General features: G+C 48.1%; 13 protein-coding genes. 6 read left to right on the top strand and 7 right to left on the bottom strand.

All coding sequences use genetic code 11. From position 1 onward, the window contains the following. Positions 1-110 precede the first annotated feature (110 nt). From Q4A89_RS07375 to Q4A89_RS07385, 3 genes are all read left to right on the top strand, one after another. Positions 111-1,466, top strand: coding sequence for a hypothetical protein (locus Q4A89_RS07375; protein WP_303184633.1), 1,356 nt, complete (start codon positions 111-113; stop codon positions 1,464-1,466). Further along, positions 1,463-2,656, top strand: a complete 1,194-nt coding sequence (locus tag Q4A89_RS07380; RefSeq protein ID WP_303184634.1) for a 6-bladed beta-propeller — start codon at positions 1,463-1,465, stop codon at positions 2,654-2,656. Before Q4A89_RS07375 ends, Q4A89_RS07380 begins: the two co-directional genes overlap by 4 nt. Positions 2,657-2,755: 99 nt before the next feature. Continuing rightward, positions 2,756-3,976 (top strand): 6-bladed beta-propeller, encoded by a 1,221-nt coding sequence (locus tag Q4A89_RS07385; protein WP_303184636.1) that lies wholly within the window; start codon positions 2,756-2,758, stop codon positions 3,974-3,976. Positions 3,977-4,362: 386 nt separating this feature from the next. Here the strand turns inward: Q4A89_RS07385 and asnS are convergent, their stop codons facing one another. From asnS to Q4A89_RS07405, 4 genes are all read right to left on the bottom strand, one after another. Continuing rightward, positions 4,363-5,760 (bottom strand): asparagine--tRNA ligase, encoded by a 1,398-nt coding sequence (asnS, locus tag Q4A89_RS07390; protein WP_303184637.1) that lies wholly within the window; start codon positions 5,758-5,760, stop codon positions 4,363-4,365. A gap of 22 nt (positions 5,761-5,782) precedes the next feature. Continuing rightward, a complete protein-coding gene (locus tag Q4A89_RS07395; protein WP_303184638.1) occupies positions 5,783-7,084 on the bottom strand; it encodes a pseudouridine synthase in 1,302 nt (433 codons plus the stop codon). A 77-nt stretch (positions 7,085-7,161) separates the two neighbouring features. Beyond that, complete coding sequence (purB, locus tag Q4A89_RS07400) at positions 7,162-8,505, bottom strand: adenylosuccinate lyase (protein WP_303184640.1); 1,344 nt, start codon at positions 8,503-8,505, stop codon at positions 7,162-7,164. Positions 8,506-8,725: 220 nt separating this feature from the next. After that, a complete protein-coding gene (locus Q4A89_RS07405; RefSeq protein ID WP_303184642.1) occupies positions 8,726-8,971 on the bottom strand; it encodes a hypothetical protein in 246 nt (81 codons plus the stop codon). A gap of 80 nt (positions 8,972-9,051) precedes the next feature. On the opposite strand from Q4A89_RS07405, the gene Q4A89_RS07410 reads away from it, so the two are divergent. Then, positions 9,052-11,427, top strand: coding sequence for a DUF2339 domain-containing protein (locus Q4A89_RS07410; RefSeq protein WP_303184644.1), 2,376 nt, complete (start codon positions 9,052-9,054; stop codon positions 11,425-11,427). Then, a complete protein-coding gene (locus tag Q4A89_RS07415; RefSeq protein WP_303184645.1) occupies positions 11,420-12,592 on the top strand; it encodes a hypothetical protein in 1,173 nt (390 codons plus the stop codon). Before Q4A89_RS07410 ends, Q4A89_RS07415 begins: the two co-directional genes overlap by 8 nt. A 1-nt stretch (position 12,593) precedes the next feature. Here Q4A89_RS07415 and Q4A89_RS07420 read toward each other — a convergent pair whose 3' ends face one another. After that, positions 12,594-13,544 (bottom strand): glycosyltransferase family 2 protein, encoded by a 951-nt coding sequence (locus Q4A89_RS07420; RefSeq protein WP_303184647.1) that lies wholly within the window; start codon positions 13,542-13,544, stop codon positions 12,594-12,596. Then, entirely contained in the window at positions 13,541-14,299 is a 759-nt protein-coding gene (locus tag Q4A89_RS07425; protein ID WP_303184648.1) for a hypothetical protein, read from the bottom strand. The genes Q4A89_RS07420 and Q4A89_RS07425 overlap by 4 nt, the downstream gene beginning before the upstream one ends. A gap of 128 nt (positions 14,300-14,427) precedes the next feature. Here Q4A89_RS07425 and Q4A89_RS07430 point away from each other — a divergent pair, with 128 nt between their 5' ends. Further along, the gene (locus Q4A89_RS07430) at positions 14,428-15,891 is read left to right on the top strand and encodes a sodium:solute symporter (RefSeq protein WP_303184649.1); all 1,464 of its coding nucleotides are present in this window, start codon (positions 14,428-14,430) and stop codon (positions 15,889-15,891) included. Between the two features lie 135 nt (positions 15,892-16,026). Here the strand turns inward: Q4A89_RS07430 and creD are convergent, their stop codons facing one another. Further along, on the bottom strand, positions 16,027-17,433 hold the full coding sequence (gene creD / locus Q4A89_RS07435) for a cell envelope integrity protein CreD (RefSeq protein ID WP_303184650.1): 1,407 nt from the start codon (positions 17,431-17,433) through the stop codon (positions 16,027-16,029). Positions 17,434-17,493: the final 60 nt, after the last annotated feature.

Genomic DNA, 17,493 nt, shown 5'->3' on the forward strand with positions numbered 1-17,493 from the left:
GAATTTCCAAGTTTTACAAGGCGAAGAAAATTGGGCTTTTTAAGGAGTGACTAAATAAAAACGGTATTTTAAACTTGCAGTCAGAGTTTGCTTTATAATTACTTTTATCCATGATTAAAGATGTATATACGTGTATTTCTGTTCTTTCCATTTTGATAGCTGTTTGTTGTAATAACCATACGAAAACAGGAAAAGTTCAGACAACAGAAGATTCTTATTTCATAGATGATTCCCCCATTGTGTTGTCAAACGATAAACCGGAAAGTAAAGATAGTATCCGTCTGACTGATATTGCAGACAGCCTTTTTTATATTTCGCTTAAAGGGAGCAATTTAGATGTGCTTCAACTACATTACCTCGACAGTTTGATTTTGGTGAGCGATATAAGAAATGTTTACATCTTTCATGCGAATGGAGAAGTAAGAAGTAAACTGCCGCTTTACAGTGGCAGTTTCGATGTTTCATCCGATGGACAGAAATTATACACCTATACATTTCTGACAAAAGAACTCTGTGCTTATGACCTGAACGGGAATCATATTTGGAAAACAAAAGTCAAATACTCGTCCTCTCTCCCCGAACTGGGATATTATGGCTATTCATTTTTAGCTGTCAACGATACCACATTTGCGATAGCGAATATCAACTTCGGGAATAATCAAGACAAGATTGTGTTTGTTAATCAAAATGGAAAGGTTGTACATCGCATCGCAAACGATGAACGTTTTACCCCTCCTCCATCCGTTTATTCCGTAAATAGAACTTGGCAACGTATTTTATTCAGAAGTAATGGAACGTTATGTTATCACGCGCCTTACAGTGATACGCTCTATGCTATTCATGGGCATACGTTGAATTTATCGCCCATTGCCATAGAAGAAAAACTTGTGAAAGTTCCTCTTAAAAAAAGACTTGAATATACCGGAGAGAAAGTGGAGGAGCTACATCGATATTGCACAAACATGTATACTTGCCCGATTGGTTATTATGATATTTGGACGGACAGTAGCAAGTATATCACTCGTTTTTTCGAGATATCTCGGTATTTGATCGTGGGTTATACGCATGGTTCATTAATGCTTCCTACATCCAATTTTTTGATATATGATAAGAAGAAAAAGGTGCTAAGTCGTACGCATAACGATCTGCAAAAAAGCATTGGTACAAAGCACCTGCATTTTGGAATATTCAATGATTATGACGGCGGGTTAGCTTTCGAACCGGAGCATCTTTCGGGAGAATATCTAATCATGGTCAATGCCGGAGAAAGTCAGGGAGGAGCAAAAGGTCATCCGAAAGAACTTTATTTAAAAGGACGAAAAGTGGCCGAAAATCAATATACGGTGATAAGTGATGTTTTTCGAAAATCGGAATACAAAAAAAGAGCGGATGACTTTTTCAAAAAGGAAATCGGCGACGAAGAAAAACATACGGTATTAACGATTATAAAGGTAAAATCGAAATGAGATCCATTTTATTTAAACACATCGGTTTTTGTTATTTCTTGAAAATTAGCATTGTATTTGCATTGTTATTTGTCGCCACGGGTAGTTGTTCGGATAAGCATAAAAACGAAGTCGTATATCGGATGATAGGAAATGATACGGTCTTTGTGTGCGATGCTTCCAACATCTCTGAATGCAAAGAGATGAATTTAAGTGAATGGATCTCTGATTTCAAGATGGTTCGTTTTGAGAATTCGGACACGGCATTTTTTAAGGCATGGAAGGTCTATATTACCGATCATTATATCGGGATATTGCAAGACGCTATGTCTCCTTTCAAATTATTTGACCACGATGGTCGATTTGTTTGTGATATCGGCCGTATCGGGGAAGGGCCGGGTGAATATACCACACTTTATAGTGCCGCAATGGATGAAAAAACAAATACGATTTGTCTTGCTCCGTTTACGGGAAAGAATCTCTTTAAATATGATTTCCAAGGAAATTTCATAGGTGCCGTTCATGTCGGAAAGATGCAGAAACCACAGATTAGAATTGAAAGCGATGGGAGTATATCCTTGATTCATTTATGCCTGAAAGGAATAACGGATTTTCAGTATGCACGGATCGACACAAATAACGAACTTATGCGTACACTTCCAAATAAAAATCGAGCGATTGAACCACGTGATAAAGAGGGGGCTTTTGTTGGCTACAATCATGAAGTCTGGTTTTATAATAACCATGTCGATTTTTCTTATATGACAACGGCTTCGGATACATTATATCGTATCGATACCCGAAACGGTCAAATAAGTCCGCGATTTGTGATGACAAATCATCAGGGATATGGTTGCATACACAATGAATTACCTTCTTGTTTCATGGTAACTTTATTTTCTCTTGAGCGTGAAGTAGAAGAGCCGAAGTTTACTATGATTGTGGTAGATAAAGAATCAAGGCTAGCGTATTATGTGAAAATAACCAATGATAAAGTTGGTGGCATTCCCTGCGTTGCGTTACCTTATGCAAGCAATGGATGGTATCACGAAATGTATGAGCCTTCAGATTTGGTTGAAAAGATAGACGAATATCTCAATAAGGAGCATGGCTCCGATAAAGATAAAAGATACTTGCAAGTGCTGAGGAACTCGATAGACGAAGAGGATAATAATGTGATGTTTATAGGGAGATTGTTAAATAAAGAATGAGGATTATGACCTCCACCGATGGAATTCCTTCTTTAAAGAAATAGCTGTAAACGAATGCGATTTAAATAAATTTTATCACAATGTTAAAAACGTTTTATTATGAAAGTATTACATGGTTTTTTAGGCTTTTTGTGTATAACGGCTGTTATGATCTTGAGTCTGGCAAGCTGTTCTTCTTTCGGGAAGAATGATCGTTCTTCGACAGGTGACTCCGTACCTGTTATCGACTTGGCTTATGCTGTGGAGAATTCCGGTGAATCGCTTCCTTTAAGCGATTTTGTTGAAGATATTGAATATATCCGTCCCGAATATCCCGCCACGTTGGTTGATATCATCTTTGGAATATCCTTTAACCGCAATTATCTGTTATTGCAAGTCAGAGGTAGACTCTTATGTTATACACGCGAAGGAAAATTTATTTGTGAAATAAGTCGTAAGGGACAAGGCCCTAAAGAACATTTGGGTATTCGTTCTGCTGATTTATATCACAATCTTGTTGCTCTTTACAGTAATTATGGCCGTAAGATATTGTGGTATAATGCGGATGGAGAGTATATAAGGGAAACTCCGGTATCAAATAGTGTTTACAAAATAAATATTCTGGATACAAACAGAGTGGCGATCCATTTACAGCATGGCACCGAAATGGATGATCCCGGGCTTTTTATTGCGGGTATTCTGAATAGCAACGGCGATACGGTTCAATTAAAAAAAAGTGAACCGTATTATCCTGAAGGAAACGCAAGTAGTCCATCTATATGGAGGTATAACGATACGGTTCGGGTATTGACGTGTATAAACGATACGGTGTATGCTATCTCAAGGGATGAAATTGTTCCGAGATATGTGATCAATTTTGGAAAATATAAAATCAGTCGTGAGGCTTTTGCAGATATTCGATTATTAAAACAAGAACGCAGTAAGTATATTTCTACGCCATCTTTTTGCGAAACAGCGACACATCTTTTGGCCGTATTCCCATACAATAGGAAGCGATGGTTTGCAGTCTATGATAAACAGACGGCCAAAATATCGGCGTGGAGTTCTGAGCCTGACAATATCGACAAGCATGGTTTTTTGGAAGGAGGGGGATGGATAAACAATATTGACGGAGGAGTCTCGCCGACTACTTTTTTTTCTGCCTCCAGTGACTATTTTATGGTCAATGTGGAACCGGAAAATCTAAAAACATCTTTTATCGAGAATAAGGGGCATATCGACGTTCAATATCCGGAAAAACAGCAGAAATTAGAACAACTCATCCACTCTCTCAATGATGAGGAAAATCCTGTAATCATACTCTACAAACTAAAAAAATAGAAAGGGAATGATTGTTGTCCGGTAAAACTCAAAATAAAAAGCCGGAAATAAATGCGTTCGGGGAGAGTGAGGGTATTGATATACTTGATTCATACCTTCACTCGTTCGAATCGTCCCTACATAGATGGGTTTTGCCCCCTACATAGAGGGGGGGTATTGCATTAAATAAAGGGATAAAACCCCTTCTCATCCCCCCTAAACCTCTCTTCGGAGGGGGGGCAGGATTACTCCGGCTGCTTTAAAAAACGATTACTGTGATGATTTCCTGAAAGATTCGGCCATGAGTCGTTTTCGGCTCATAAAAGCAAGCCTTTTTGTAGTGATAGAATCCCCCTTATTCTCTTCTTGTGTTCGGAAGAACAGGAATAAAATAAGGGGGGATTTTTTTAAAACTCTGCGTTCTTCGGGGTGCGTGGGAACGGCATTACATCGCGGATGTTAGACATTCCGGTGACAAACAGCAATAGCCGCTCGAAGCCCAGTCCGAATCCGGCATGAGGACAGGTGCCGAATTTACGGGTGTCGAGATACCACCACATATCCTTCATCGGAATGTGGAGTTCCTCAATGCGTTGGAGCAGTTTGTCGTAGTCTGCTTCACGCTCCGAGCCTCCGATGATTTCGCCGATCTTCGGAAACAGTACATCCATGGCGCGTACCGTCTTTCCGTCGTCGTTCTGTTTCATATAGAACGCTTTGATCTCTTTCGGATAATCGGTCAGAATGACGGGGCGTTTGAAATGTTCTTCCACAAGGTAGCGTTCGTGTTCCGAAGCCAGATCGGCTCCCCAATAGACGGGGAATTCGAATGAATGTCCTTTGGCCACAGCCTCTTCGAGGATGCGTATACCTTCCGTATAGGCCAGACGTACGAAATCGTCTTTCAACACGCTTTCCAGCCGGTTGATCAGCTCCTTGTCGAACATATCGTTGAGGAATTGAATATCGTCGCGGCAATGGTCTAAAGCCCATTGCACACAATATTTGATAAACTCTTCCGCGAGATTCATATTTTCTTCGATCTCGTTGAACGCTACTTCCGGTTCAATCATCCAGAACTCGGCCAGGTGACGCGGAGTATTCGAATTTTCAGCACGGAACGTAGGTCCGAATGTGTAGATGGCTCCCAGTCCCATGGCTCCCAGTTCGCCTTCCAACTGTCCGGAAACCGTCAGGCTGGCCTGCTTGCCGAAGAAGTCGTCGTCGTAATTGACGGAGCCGTCTTCGTTCTTCTTCACCTGCTTCAGGTCTTGTGTCGTAACCTGAAACATTTGTCCTGCGCCCTCGGCATCGGAGGCCGTGATGATAGGCGTATGGAAGTAGAAGAAGCCTTTCTGATGGAAGAACGTGTGAATGGCCATAGCCATGTGGTGGCGGATGCGGAATACGGCGCCGAAGGTGTTGGTGCGGGGACGCAAGTGGGCGATCTCCCGCAGGAATTCGAGTGAATGTCCTTTCTTCTGCAACGGGTATGCGTTCGGGTCGGCTGCGCCGAGCAGTTCGATCCGATCGGCCTGCACTTCGACCTGCTGTCCTTGTCCCTGCGACGGTACGAGCTTTCCGCTGACACGAATACATGAGCCGGTCGTGACCTGCTTCAGGTTTTCTTCGCCCAGTTTCTCGATGTCCGCAACCACTTGCAGGTTATGGATCGTCGTGCCGTCGTTCAGTGCGATAAAAGTCACCTGCTTACTGCCTCTTCGCGTACGTACCCATCCGCAGACATCTACATCCGTACCGCACGCTTCGCCTTTTAACAGGTCTGTAATCTTTGTTCGTTTCATTGTCGGTTACCTCCTGTAATGCTTATTCAAACGCTCCCATACGTAAAGCATTTACTTCCTGTTCGTTCAGATAGCGCCACTTGCCACGGCCCAGATTCTTTTTCGTCAGTCCGGCAAAATAAACGCGGTCGAGTTTCGTCACGTGATAGCCGAGTGCTTCGAACATACGGCGTACGATACGGTTTCGTCCCGAGTGAATTTCGACTCCGACCTGTTTCTTGTCGGTCTCGCTGGCGTAGCTGATCGCATCGGCATGGATTTCACCGTCTTCCAGCTCCAGTCCGGTAGCCAGTTTCTCCATATCTTCTATGGCTACTTCCTTATCTAACCACACGTGATAGATTTTTTTCTTTTTAAACGACGGATGCGTCAGTTTCGAAGCGAGATTACCGTCGTTCGTCAGCAACAGCACACCGGTCGTGTTGCGATCCAGACGGCCGACGGGATAGATGCGTTCGTGGCAGGCGTTCCTGACCAAATCCATGACCGTGCGGCGATTTTGCGGGTCATCTACCGTTGTCATGCAGTTTTTCGGTTTGTTGAGCAGAATATAAATCTTGCTTTCGATGCGCACCGGTTGGTCGTGAAACATGACCTGATCCTGACGTGTAATCTTGGTGCCGAGTTCTTTCACTACTTCGCCGTTTACTTTTACGACGCCGGCCTGAATAAATGTGTCTGCCTCGCGACGTGAACATACGCCGGCGTTGGCCAGAAATTTATTCAAACGGATCGGTTCGTTCGGATCGGTCAGTTCTTCTTCATACTTCACCTGTTTCTGGAAGTTGAACTTCATGTTCGGGCGTGCGCCTTTCTTAGCCTGTTTCTTCGGCTTGCCTGCCGGACGGTTGTTGTTTCCGGGTATTCCGGGGCGTCGCTCGTTGTTTTTCGGCGCACGGAAAGGTCCGCCATCGTTTCCTGTACGCGGCACATAGGGACGACGCGGTCTGCCCTCGGGCGATTGCGAATAAGAGGGCATATAAGGCTGTCGTTCGCCGCCTTCCGGATCGCTTGCGCGAAGCGGCCGTTCTTCTTCCTGCATGTAGGGATCAGCCTGCCGATAAGAAGGTCTTTCTCCGAAAGGCCTACCGTACGAAGGCCGGTTATAGTCAGCCATGCGGCTGTCCTTGATGCGCGGACGACGTTTGGCGACCGGGCGGCTTACTGCTCCTTCCATCTGGTAGCCTCCGCCATCTCTCGTGGCGCGGTAAGCAGGCTTCCGTTCTTCCTTTTCGCTACGCGAAATACGGCCCCGTTGATCTTGATTTTCCGGGTTTTCACTTTCTGGACGAGGTGGACGTCCGTCTTTTTCTTCTAAATCCATACTGAATAGTAATAATTGATTGTTAAACGTGTTACACAGTCTCCCGACTGTTTTAAAATGGTTATTCTATTATTGTTTTATATTCCTGTGTAATTATGGGGGGTTACGGCCTTCAACTCTTGTTTTATGGCGTCGCTCAAATCGAGAGTGTCGATAAATTGTGCAATCGATGAGGCCGTGATCGCTTCGTTTGTGCGTGTCAAGGCTTTCAATGCTTCATACGGTTGGGGATACCCCTCACGGCGCAGAATGGTTTGAAGAGCTTCGGCTACGACAGCCCATTGTGCATCCAATTCGCGCGATACGGCCTGCTCGTTCAACAGGAGCTTGCCGAGTCCTTTTATCAAACTTTTGAGTGCGATTTCAATATGAGCCAGCGGCACGCCGATATTACGCAATACGGTCGAATCGGTCAAATCTCGCTGTTGCCGGGAGATCGGCAGCTTCATGCTCAGATGCGTAAGGATGGCATCGGCCACGCCGAGATTGCCTTCGGCATTTTCGAAATCGATCGGATTGACCTTATGCGGCATCGCCGACGAACCGACTTCGCCTTCTTTGATCTGCTGCTTGAAATATTCCATCGAGATGTACTGCCATACGTCACGACAGAGGTCGATCAGGATCGTATCGATGCGTCGCAAACCGTCGAAGAGGGCAGCCAGATTGTCGTAGTTCGATATTTGGGTCGTCCATGCTTCGCGTTTTAACCCAAGCACTTCCTCCACAAACCGGTTCCCGAATTGTTGCCAGTCATGCTGCGGATAAGCCACATGATGCGCGTTGAAGTTGCCCGTCGCTCCGCCGAACTTGGCCGAGACAGGGACTGCCTTGAGCAGCGCCAGTTGCTGTTCCAACCGATAGACAAACACCTGAATCTCTTTTCCCAGACGGGTAGGAGAGGCGGGTTGTCCGTGCGTTTTAGCGAGCATCGGCACGTCTTTCCATGCTTCGGCATATCCTTTCAACTTCGCGATTACGGCCTCGATACCGGGGAAATACACTGCCGCCAACGCTTCTTTCAACGAAAGAGGAACGGCAGTGTTATTCACATCCTGCGAAGTCAGTCCGAAATGAATAAATTCTTTGTATTTCTGTAGCGAGAGCGCATCGAATTGTTCTTTGATGAAATATTCGACGGCTTTCACATCGTGATTCGTCGTCTGCTCGATTTCTTTCACACGCTGTGCATCATCGAGGGAGAAGTCAAGATAAATCTTCCGTAGGGCCTCCTTTACGTCGGCCTTGTTCAGTGCTTGCATGGGCGGCAGTACCTCTGCCAACAAACAAACATATTCGATTTCTACGCGTACACGATACCGGATCAGCGCAAACTCCGAAAAATAGGTAGCCAGCGCTTCTACCTTGTCTCGGTAGCGTCCATCTACCGGCGATATAGCTGTCAAAGCAGAAAGAGTCATTCTTTATCGTAAAATTGAAGTGCAAAGATAGTACTTTTCCGTAAATAACTGCGAATGCGTGCCATAAAAAACCGGGGGCATGACGTATTCAAATGACTTTGTTGAAACGGTATTCTCCGGAAATCTTCGCGCAGCTCGCCAGGCTTTCCGCCGATGTCCGGAAATCTTCGCGCGATTCGCCAGGCTTTCCGCCGACGGACGAAAGTCTCCGCGCAGCTCATTAAGCTTTCCGTCGATGGACAGAATTCTTCGTGCGACTCGCTAAGCTTTCCATCGACGGACGAAGGTCTTCGCGAACCTCGCTAAGCTTTCCGCCGATGTCCGGAAATCTTCGCGCGATTCGCCAGGCTTTCCGCCGACAGACGGAAATCTTCGCGCGACTCATCAGAGAGGTTCTTCGATTGTCTTCGTCCGGCATCATCCTGTTTTCAATCGGATTCTGATGCGTCAGCCCTGTCTTTTTCATCTTTTTTATTGCGCCGGCATAAAATATCGTCTTTTTTATCTATGTTTGCTCGGTAAAATAAATGAAAAGTAAAAAAGCATATGGATGAATTTGGAATTATTGTCTTTCTGATTCTACTTATTATAATCTTTCCGATTATCGGCTGGTTAGTACTTCTTGGACGTATCGGCGAGGTCTCGAGACGGCTTCTGTCAATGGAGGCGATGTTGCAAAAAATACTGGAAAAGAAGTCGGACGTATCGGCCGAAGAAGCGACCGTGGCTGAGCCTGTTGCGCAACGTTCAGCTGAAGCGTTGCCTACTCTCCCGCAGACGGATATGATGAAGTACGCGCCCCAAGCGCGCGAATATATAAGCGTAACGCCTCCGCCGCCTCCGCCACGGGAAATCGTGACTTCCGTCGCGTCTGTGCCTCCGCCTCCAGCACCGGTCGAGGTCGCTCCTGTCATAGAACCGCCGAAGCCTGCTGCTCCGGCCGCTCCTTCCGCTCCGAAGCCTGCGAAAAAAATCAATTACGAAGAATTTATCGGCGGAAACTTGTTCGGCAAAATCGGTATCTTCGTGCTGGTGGTCGGTATCGGGCTGTTTGTGAAATATGCGATCGATAACGAATGGATCAACGAAGTGTCGCGGACGATTCTGGGCTTCGCCACAGGTTCCGGCCTGCTGGTCATCGCTGCGAAGTTGCAGAAGAAATATCGCGCTTTCAGTTCGTTGCTGGCCGGTGGCGCCTTTGCCACGTTCTACGTCACCGTAGCCGTGGCGTACCATTATTATCAACTGTTCTCTCAGCCGGTCGCCTTCGTGATCCTCGTCGTACTGACTGTATTCATGGCCGCACTCGCCGTGCTGTACGACCGGCGCGAGCTGGCTGTTATCGCGCTCCTCGGCGGGTATATCGCGCCTTTCCTGACGAGCAGCGGCGAAGGAAACTACATGGTGCTGTTCTCCTACATCGCCATCCTGAATGTCGGCATGTTCATGCTATCGTTCTTTAAAAAGTGGGCGGAGTTACCGATGATTTCGTTCTTCTCTACGTATCTCATCATGCTTGTATTTCTGATGAACACGAGCGTGAGCGATCCTGTCATGGCGTTGCGGTTACTGCTTTTCGCTTCGCTCTTCTACGTGATCTTCCTCTTGCCTTTGCTGTCTATCCTGCGTAACGACCGGGGATGGGTGTGGACCAACCGGATGCTGTTGATGACCGTCGTCCTGAATAACTTCGTTTATATGGGATTCAGTCTGCTCTTTATCGATCACTTGGCGCTCCCGGTGAAGATTCACGGCCTGTTCCCTCTCGGCATAGCCATCGTCAATATGGCTGCCATCCTGTGGCTGCGACAACGCAGGCTCGAATATCAATTCCTGCTTCATACGTTGCTGGGCGTCGTGCTGACTTTCGTCTCTATTGCCGTTCCTGTTCAGCTCGAAGGCACGTTCATTACCCTTTTCTGGGCTTCTGAAATGGTGCTGCTCGGATGGCTTTACGCCCAATCGAAAGCGCGGATGTACGCATACTTTTCCTTTGTCCTCGTATGGCTTACGTTGATTTCATTCGTGATGGATATTGCCCCGTATGAAATCGACCTGACGGAAGGACAAACGATCTTTGCCAATAAATTGTTTGCTACGAACGCTTTTGTCTGCCTGAGTTATCTGGCGCTCGGGGTGTTGATAGGCCGCTATCGTGAAGCCTTCAATAAAACGTATATTTTAAGGTATACGCCGGCCAATGCCGTACTGATTCTGCTTTCCGCCTTTCTGGGGAACGTGGTGGTGGTATCGGAGATGTCGCGTTTTGCCGTCGCGGGAAGTCATATTTCGCTGTTTCAGACGAGTTATATCCTCTTCCTGAGCATTGCCTTGTCGCGTCGTTTTCGGCTCGGTGCGGGCTGGTCGTGGGCGTACTTTTTGGGGATGATCGTCAGTGTCGTCCTTTACGCACTCGCCATTCTGCCTTACGAGTCCGAAAGTGGCCGTACGGCATGGATGATTCTCGCAACGGTCGTGGCCGAACTGGTGTGGGTCGGTGTCCTCTACTACCGGAATACGCCGGCGCGAAGCTCGGCCAGCAACGGCTTTACGATTTATCTCAGCCTGTTGGCTACGGCCACGTGGACGCTGGCTGTCCGTCACCTGCTCCATACCGTCGGATGGAACGACAGTCTGAGCGCCGGTTTCTCCATCGCTCTGTCGGTGGCGGGATTCGCTCTGATGACCTTGGGGATGCGGAAACACCTTAAGACGCTCCGGATGTTGAGCCTCGGCGTATTTGCCGTCGTGCTCGGCAAATTACTGATTGTCGATGTTTGGACGATGCCCATTGCCGGAAAAATAGCCGTGTTCATTTTGCTCGGTGTTATTCTGTTGCTGTTGTCGTTCCTGTATCAAAAGCTGAAAAACGTATTGTTTAGTGATGAACGTGATGAAACCGAAAAGGAAGAAAATGAATAAGGTAACTCTTGTCAGCTTTTTGCTGATATTTGTAGGTGGTAGTATGACGGCGCAGACGCATCGTGCCGTCCTGTCTCCTGTCGATGCAGACGGCTTTTATGCCATCGATCTGCCGGCTCCGTTGATCGGCGCAGCCCGTGCCGATTTGGCCGACCTGCGTATATGTGACGAGCACGGGCGCGAGGTCGCGTATTTTGTGCGCGAAGCAACTTCCGTCAGTCGAGGCCATGACTTCGAACCGTATCCCATCGAGCTGAGCCGGCGAACGTCGCAGACGGATATCCGGATTCAAACGGACGGTGAACGCGTCTCGTCGTTTACGGTACGGGTGAAGCATGCCGATACCGACAAGCGAGCGACTCTCAAAGGCAGCAACGACGGCGAAAACTGGTATGCGGTGAGAGATCATATTCGCCTGTCGGAACAGGCGGAGGTGCGCGGAACAGAAGCGTGGCTAACGGTTTCGTTTCCGGTCTCCGACTATCGTTATTATTTGCTGTCGGTAAACGATTCGTTGTCGGCGCCGCTGAATATCCTTTCCGTCGGGCGTAATGGGGTAGGAGATATCCGCATCCGGCATCTGATGAACGTGCCCGCCACGCATTACGCACTGCGTACCGATAATGTGCGGAAACAGACCGAGGTGACGTTGGCCTTCCCTTATGCTTATCGCTTTGAGGACGTGGTCTTTTACATCTCCGCTCCCGAAGATTACGATCGGGCGGTATGGCTGGACGATGTGAAAATCGGGCGATTGCGCTCCGAAGCCGGCAGTTCACTGGCTCTCCGAAGCCTGTCATACGGCATGGATACGTTGCGTTTCCGGATCGCGAACGGCGACGACCAACCGCTCCGGATCGACTCGGTTTCTGCGCGAATTGTGCGTCGTTATGCGGTGGCGCAACTCAAAAAAGGACGCTATACCTTAACGTATGGCAATGCCGGAGTTTCTGTGCCGCAATATGACTTGACGTTTCGTAAACGTGTGCCGGACGAGCTGCCTCATCTATCCGTCGTCTCGATGGAACGTACCGGCGCTCCGGACGAACCTCCTCATCCTTGGATGGTCTTTCTGAAGACATACGGCGTATGGATCGTCATCGTGCTCGTAACGATACAACTCCTCTATATGGTTTGGCGGATGATGCGGAAGGGCGAAGGATGAATCAATCGGTTTCGTTGTCTGTATAGTTTCGCTTCTCGTCGATGATATATTCCGGCCGGTTCTTGATTTCGTCGAAGAGCACGCCGATATATTGTCCCAGTACCCCGATGGTAAGCAGTTGGACGCCTCCGAAAAAGACGACGACGGTCATGATCGAAGTCCAGCCGGTTTCGGCATTGCTGAACCCGTACAATTTGCCGAGCATAAACCAAATGGCGAGAATAATCCCGATGATGACGGCGATAAATCCCAACCCCATAGCTAATCGCAACGGTTTCTTGGAGAAATACAACAAGGCGTTCGAAGCAAATCGGATCATTTTGCTTAACGGGTACTTCGTTTCGCCGGCCACGCGCGCCTTACGCTCGTAATAGAAAGGGACTTGTTTGAAGCCGATCCAGCTGACGAGCCCTCGGATATATTTGCCGTGTTCGCGCAGGCGGTTGAACTCGTTCATGATTTTCCGATCGATCAGTCGGAAGTCGCCTGTGTCGAGCGGAAATTCGACTTCGCTCATTCGATTCATTGTCCGATAAAACAGCCTGGCGGAAAGAAGTTTGAAAAAGCTTTCTTTGTCGCGCGAGCGGCGCACGCAATAGACGCTGTTCGCCTGCTCTTTTTCGCGTAAGGCGAGGATTTTCGGAATCAGTTCGGGCGGGTCTTGCAGGTCGGCATCCATAATGATGGCGAGGTCGGTATGGCAATTCTTGATGCCTGCCGAGACTGCCGGTTGATGGCCGAAGTTGCGGGAGAAATGAAGGACTTTGACATGCGGGTCCGAAGCCGCGATCTCATCGAGCATCGCCCGTGTCTTGTCACGACTACCGTCGTTGACATAGATGATCTCGGCATCGCACGATAACGTGTCCAAAACGGCCTTGGTGCGTCTGTACGATTCACGAAGAACTTCTTCTTCGTTAAAGCAGGGAATAATTATAGAAAGACTTTTCATTCCTCCTTGTCCGGTGTGTCGTTTTCTTTCTTTTCGCCGTGGATAATACGGGCGATCTCGTCGCTGTTCAGTTCTTTTACGTTCGTGACGGTGAATGTCTTGCACAGGAAGTCGCCGTATTGGTTACATTCCCCGACAATATTCTCGATCAGTCGTTTGATATCAGTACGTATCGGCATCAGGACGAGCAGGTCGGCATAAGCCTCGTGTACGGTCAGCCGCTCGATGTCGCAGTCTGCGTTCTGCATGGCAAAAGCAAACTCTCGTTCAATCACTTTGCGCTGATAATCGAGAAACGGTTGGTTCTCGCTTGCTTGAAGCAGGAGATAGAAGCGAAGTTTTTGGCCTTTGCCTCCCAAGCCCGTGGAGATATAAATCTGTTTCTCTTCCGAGAGCTCCGACTCCAGCATGATTCGGCTCTCCATCAGCGCCATGTAAGCCCAGTCGGTCAGTTCGGGGGCCGGTGACTGCACGTAGCGTTCCAGTCTGCGGTACGATTTGACGTCCCTCGACACGGCGAATATGGATAGGATACGCCGTTTGTATTCTTCGGTCGATTCGGGATTGTAGAGATCGCTCTCAAATTGTTCAAAGTCGTCTTCCGTCCATGGAATCGCTTCCTTTCTCAATCGGTCGGAGAACTTGAAATACTGCAATTGCTTCTCTACCGGCACGCGTTGTTCAAGCACATGAAAATCTCCTTCCGTCTCCGATAGGAATTTTTGAAATTGTTTGAATTCACCCGGTTGTTGCATTGTCTTTCCTCCGTCTTTTTCTGAACCGAACACAAATATACGACATTTTTGCTAAATCGGGAAAAAAGCGTAGTTTTGCCCGCGAAAATAAAGTCGCAAAAAACTAAAGCAAAAAATACGGAACTTCTATGAGCAGTCAGCTTATTCTTCTGATTATTGTCGCCTATTTCGCTCTATTGCTCTTGATTGCATGGATAACGGGACGTAAGAGCTCAAGTAACGATGCTTTTTTTCTGGGAAACCGTAAGTCGCCGTGGTATATCGTGGCCATCGGGATGGTCGGATCATCGCTCTCGGGGGTGACGTTCGTTTCGGTGCCCGGCTGGGTACGCCAGATCGATATGACGTATATGCAGACGGTACTCGGCTTTTTCTTTGGCTACGTGTTGATTGCGAATGTACTGCTTCCCCTCTACTACAAGTTGCGACTCACTTCTATTTATACGTATCTCGAAACGCGTATCGGGCGGCGAAGTTACAAAACAGGAGCTTCGTTCTTCCTGCTTTCGAAAATTATCGGTGCGGCCGCACGCCTCTATCTCGTGGTGCTTATCTTGCAGACCTACGTGTTCAGTACGTGGAATATCCCGTTCGGGGTCACGGTCATCGTCAGTATCCTTCTCGTCTGGCTCTATACCTACCGCAGCGGCGTGAAGACGATTATCTGGACCGATACGTTGCAGGCGCTCTGCCTTGTCGGCACGCTTGTGGTGATTATCTGGCAAGTAAAAGACCGGATGGGGCTGGATATGACGGGCATGTGGCAGGCGGTTACGGACAGTCCCCATTTCCGCATTTTCGAGTGGAGCGACTGGGGCAGCACACAGCATTTCGTAAAACAGTTCTTTAGCGGGATATTCATTACCATCGTGATGACCGGACTCGATCAGGATATGATGCAGAAGAATCTTTCGTGTAAGAGCCTGAAGGATGCGCAGAAGAATATGTACACTTACGGACTGGCCTTTACACCGATCAATTTTCTGTTCCTCTGTCTGGGGGTATTGTTGCTCACGCTCGCCGCACAGCAGGGAATTACGTTGCCGGCTTCGGGCGATGACATTCTTCCGATGTTCTGCACCTCGGGCATTTTGGGAAGCACCATTCTCGTATTCTTTACGATCGGGATCATTGCGGCTGCTTTCAGCAGCGCCGACTCGGCTCTGACGGCGCTCACCACCTCGTTCTGCGTCGATATACTCGGCATTGAAAAAGAACAGGCCAAGAAAGCCAAACAGACGCGTATGAAGGTGCATCTGCTGATCTCGGTGCTGTTCGTTATCATCATTATGATATTCAAAGCGCTGAATAACCGCAGCGTGATCGATGCGATCTATGTCATTGCTTCTTACACGTATGGGCCGCTGCTGGGACTGTTTGCTTTCGGGCTGTTTACGAAACGTCAGCCGATCGACCGTTACGTACCTTATATATGTATCGCCTCGCCCCTGATTTGTTATGCTTTCGAGCAGCTGGTGTTGCGCGTTATGGGCTACCGCTTCGGGTACGAAATCCTGATGATTAACGGCGCCATCACTTTTGTAGGGCTGTGGGGCACTTCGCTCTGGAAAGTGAAGGAACGAACAGTCTGACTTTATCCGTCTCCAATAGACGAAAAAAGAGGCGAGCATCCGCACTTACCTCGAGAGGAGTTACCGAAACGTTTCGTCTCGATATCTCCTCTGGAATAAAAACGGGATTACTCGCCCTTGGAACGTTCCTGAGACTTATGCTCGACCGCTCCAGTTGATGCGTTGCGACACGTACATGATGACGGCAAGAATCACAAACAGCCCGATGCTTCCCGCAAGCAATGCATACGTTTCCATCTGTATCAGTACGAAGATATACACGTACAAACAGGCCAGCAGTGCACCGATGGTCAATGCCGTTCGTTTGATTTTCAGTACGCCGGCCATGTAACATGTGATCAGCGAGACGGTCATGGCCGATGCCACGGTGTAGGCCGTCGTAAAGCCGGTATGTTCCGAAATGGAGATCAGCAGCGAATAGAACAGGCATAACGCCAACCCGATAAGCAGATACTGAAACGGATGTACTTGTTTCTTTTGGAGCACTTCGACGAAGAAACTGACGACGAACGTGAGCAGGATGATCAGCATCGCGTACTTAACCGAGCGCATCGATTTTTGGTAATGTTGCACAGGCATCAGCATATCTACGCCGAAGACCGATTTAGTTACCTCGTCGTTCCAGTTGCTGTCGGTCAAGGCTTGCGGATAGTTACGGTTGAGGTGCATCACTTTCCAGTCGCTCGTGAAGCCGGCTCCTGTCACATCGCGATGGTCGGGCAGGAAAGCTCCGGTGAAGCTCGGCGTCCGGCAGTCTGAGGTCAGCGCTACACTCGTCGTCTTACCCAGCGGAGCGAAGTAGAGCGATTCCGAGCCTTTCAGTTCCAGTTTTACGGAGAAGGATATGGTTTGTCCTTCGAGTAGCGCACGGACATCGGCTTTGCATGATACGCCCGACGAGAACATTTGATTATGCGGAATGCCCGGATTGAAAACGAGCGTCTGTTCCCCGAAAGTCATTGTTACCTGCTCACCGATGCCGCGCAGGTCGGAGATGCCGATATTGATCATCGCCTCATTTAAATGCAGATCATTCAGGTTGCCGCTCGGAATATTTAAATCTTCCGGCAGTACGAATGTACCTTTCATTTCGATCGGTGAATGATATACTACGATTTTGTAAAGACCGCGCTTCAACTCCTCAGTTCGGATGTCGCCGGTGATTTCGAGTGTTTCCGGCGATACATTGACGATACTGATAGTTTGCTCCACTTTCCCGTCGCTGTCCATTCTGACAACTCCTTTGAAGGGGATGGTTAACACGGGGCCGAGCACGGTTTGTCCACCGCTCCATTTCTGATGTACCTCGTCGGTCGCATTTTCGGCCGTCCGCTCTCGCTCGCCAATCAGGTTTTCAATCATCATCATCGGAATCATCAGCAGTAGGGTCAACACGCCGATCAGCACTACTTTGATGAACATGTGCCAGTGCGGTGGCAGTTTCAGTCCCCCTGTTGCGGGGGGCGGAGGGGAAGGTATTTCCCACTGCGGGGGTGTCGGTTGTTTTCCTGTTTGCGGATTGGATTTTTCTGTTTCCATCATTTTACATTGTTTTTAAGAGTTTATATTATAAGTCTACTAGATAAATATTCAATAAAAAGA

The sequence above is a fragment of the Tannerella sp. genome, from assembly GCF_030528505.1.
Lineage (GTDB): Bacteria > Bacteroidota > Bacteroidia > Bacteroidales > Tannerellaceae > Tannerella.

Bases quoted from the DNA above. Each gene is read 5' to 3' on its own strand.
- Q4A89_RS07375 (WP_303184633.1), top strand. From the start codon at position 111: ATGATTAAAGATGTATATACGTGTATTTCTGTTCTTTCCATTTTGATA.
- Q4A89_RS07380 (WP_303184634.1), top strand. From the start codon at position 1,463: ATGAGATCCATTTTATTTAAACACATCGGTTTTTGTTATTTCTTGAAA.
- Q4A89_RS07385 (WP_303184636.1), top strand. From the start codon at position 2,756: ATGAAAGTATTACATGGTTTTTTAGGCTTTTTGTGTATAACGGCTGTT.
- asnS (WP_303184637.1), bottom strand. From the start codon at position 5,760: ATGAAACGAACAAAGATTACAGACCTGTTAAAAGGCGAAGCGTGCGGT.
- Q4A89_RS07395 (WP_303184638.1), bottom strand. From the start codon at position 7,084: ATGGATTTAGAAGAAAAAGACGGACGTCCACCTCGTCCAGAAAGTGAA.
- purB (WP_303184640.1), bottom strand. From the start codon at position 8,505: ATGACTCTTTCTGCTTTGACAGCTATATCGCCGGTAGATGGACGCTAC.
- Q4A89_RS07405 (WP_303184642.1), bottom strand. From the start codon at position 8,971: ATGAAAAAGACAGGGCTGACGCATCAGAATCCGATTGAAAACAGGATG.
- Q4A89_RS07410 (WP_303184644.1), top strand. From the start codon at position 9,052: ATGGATGAATTTGGAATTATTGTCTTTCTGATTCTACTTATTATAATC.
- Q4A89_RS07415 (WP_303184645.1), top strand. From the start codon at position 11,420: ATGAATAAGGTAACTCTTGTCAGCTTTTTGCTGATATTTGTAGGTGGT.
- Q4A89_RS07420 (WP_303184647.1), bottom strand. From the start codon at position 13,544: ATGAAAAGTCTTTCTATAATTATTCCCTGCTTTAACGAAGAAGAAGTT.
- Q4A89_RS07425 (WP_303184648.1), bottom strand. From the start codon at position 14,299: ATGCAACAACCGGGTGAATTCAAACAATTTCAAAAATTCCTATCGGAG.
- Q4A89_RS07430 (WP_303184649.1), top strand. From the start codon at position 14,428: ATGAGCAGTCAGCTTATTCTTCTGATTATTGTCGCCTATTTCGCTCTA.
- creD (WP_303184650.1), bottom strand. From the start codon at position 17,433: ATGATGGAAACAGAAAAATCCAATCCGCAAACAGGAAAACAACCGACA.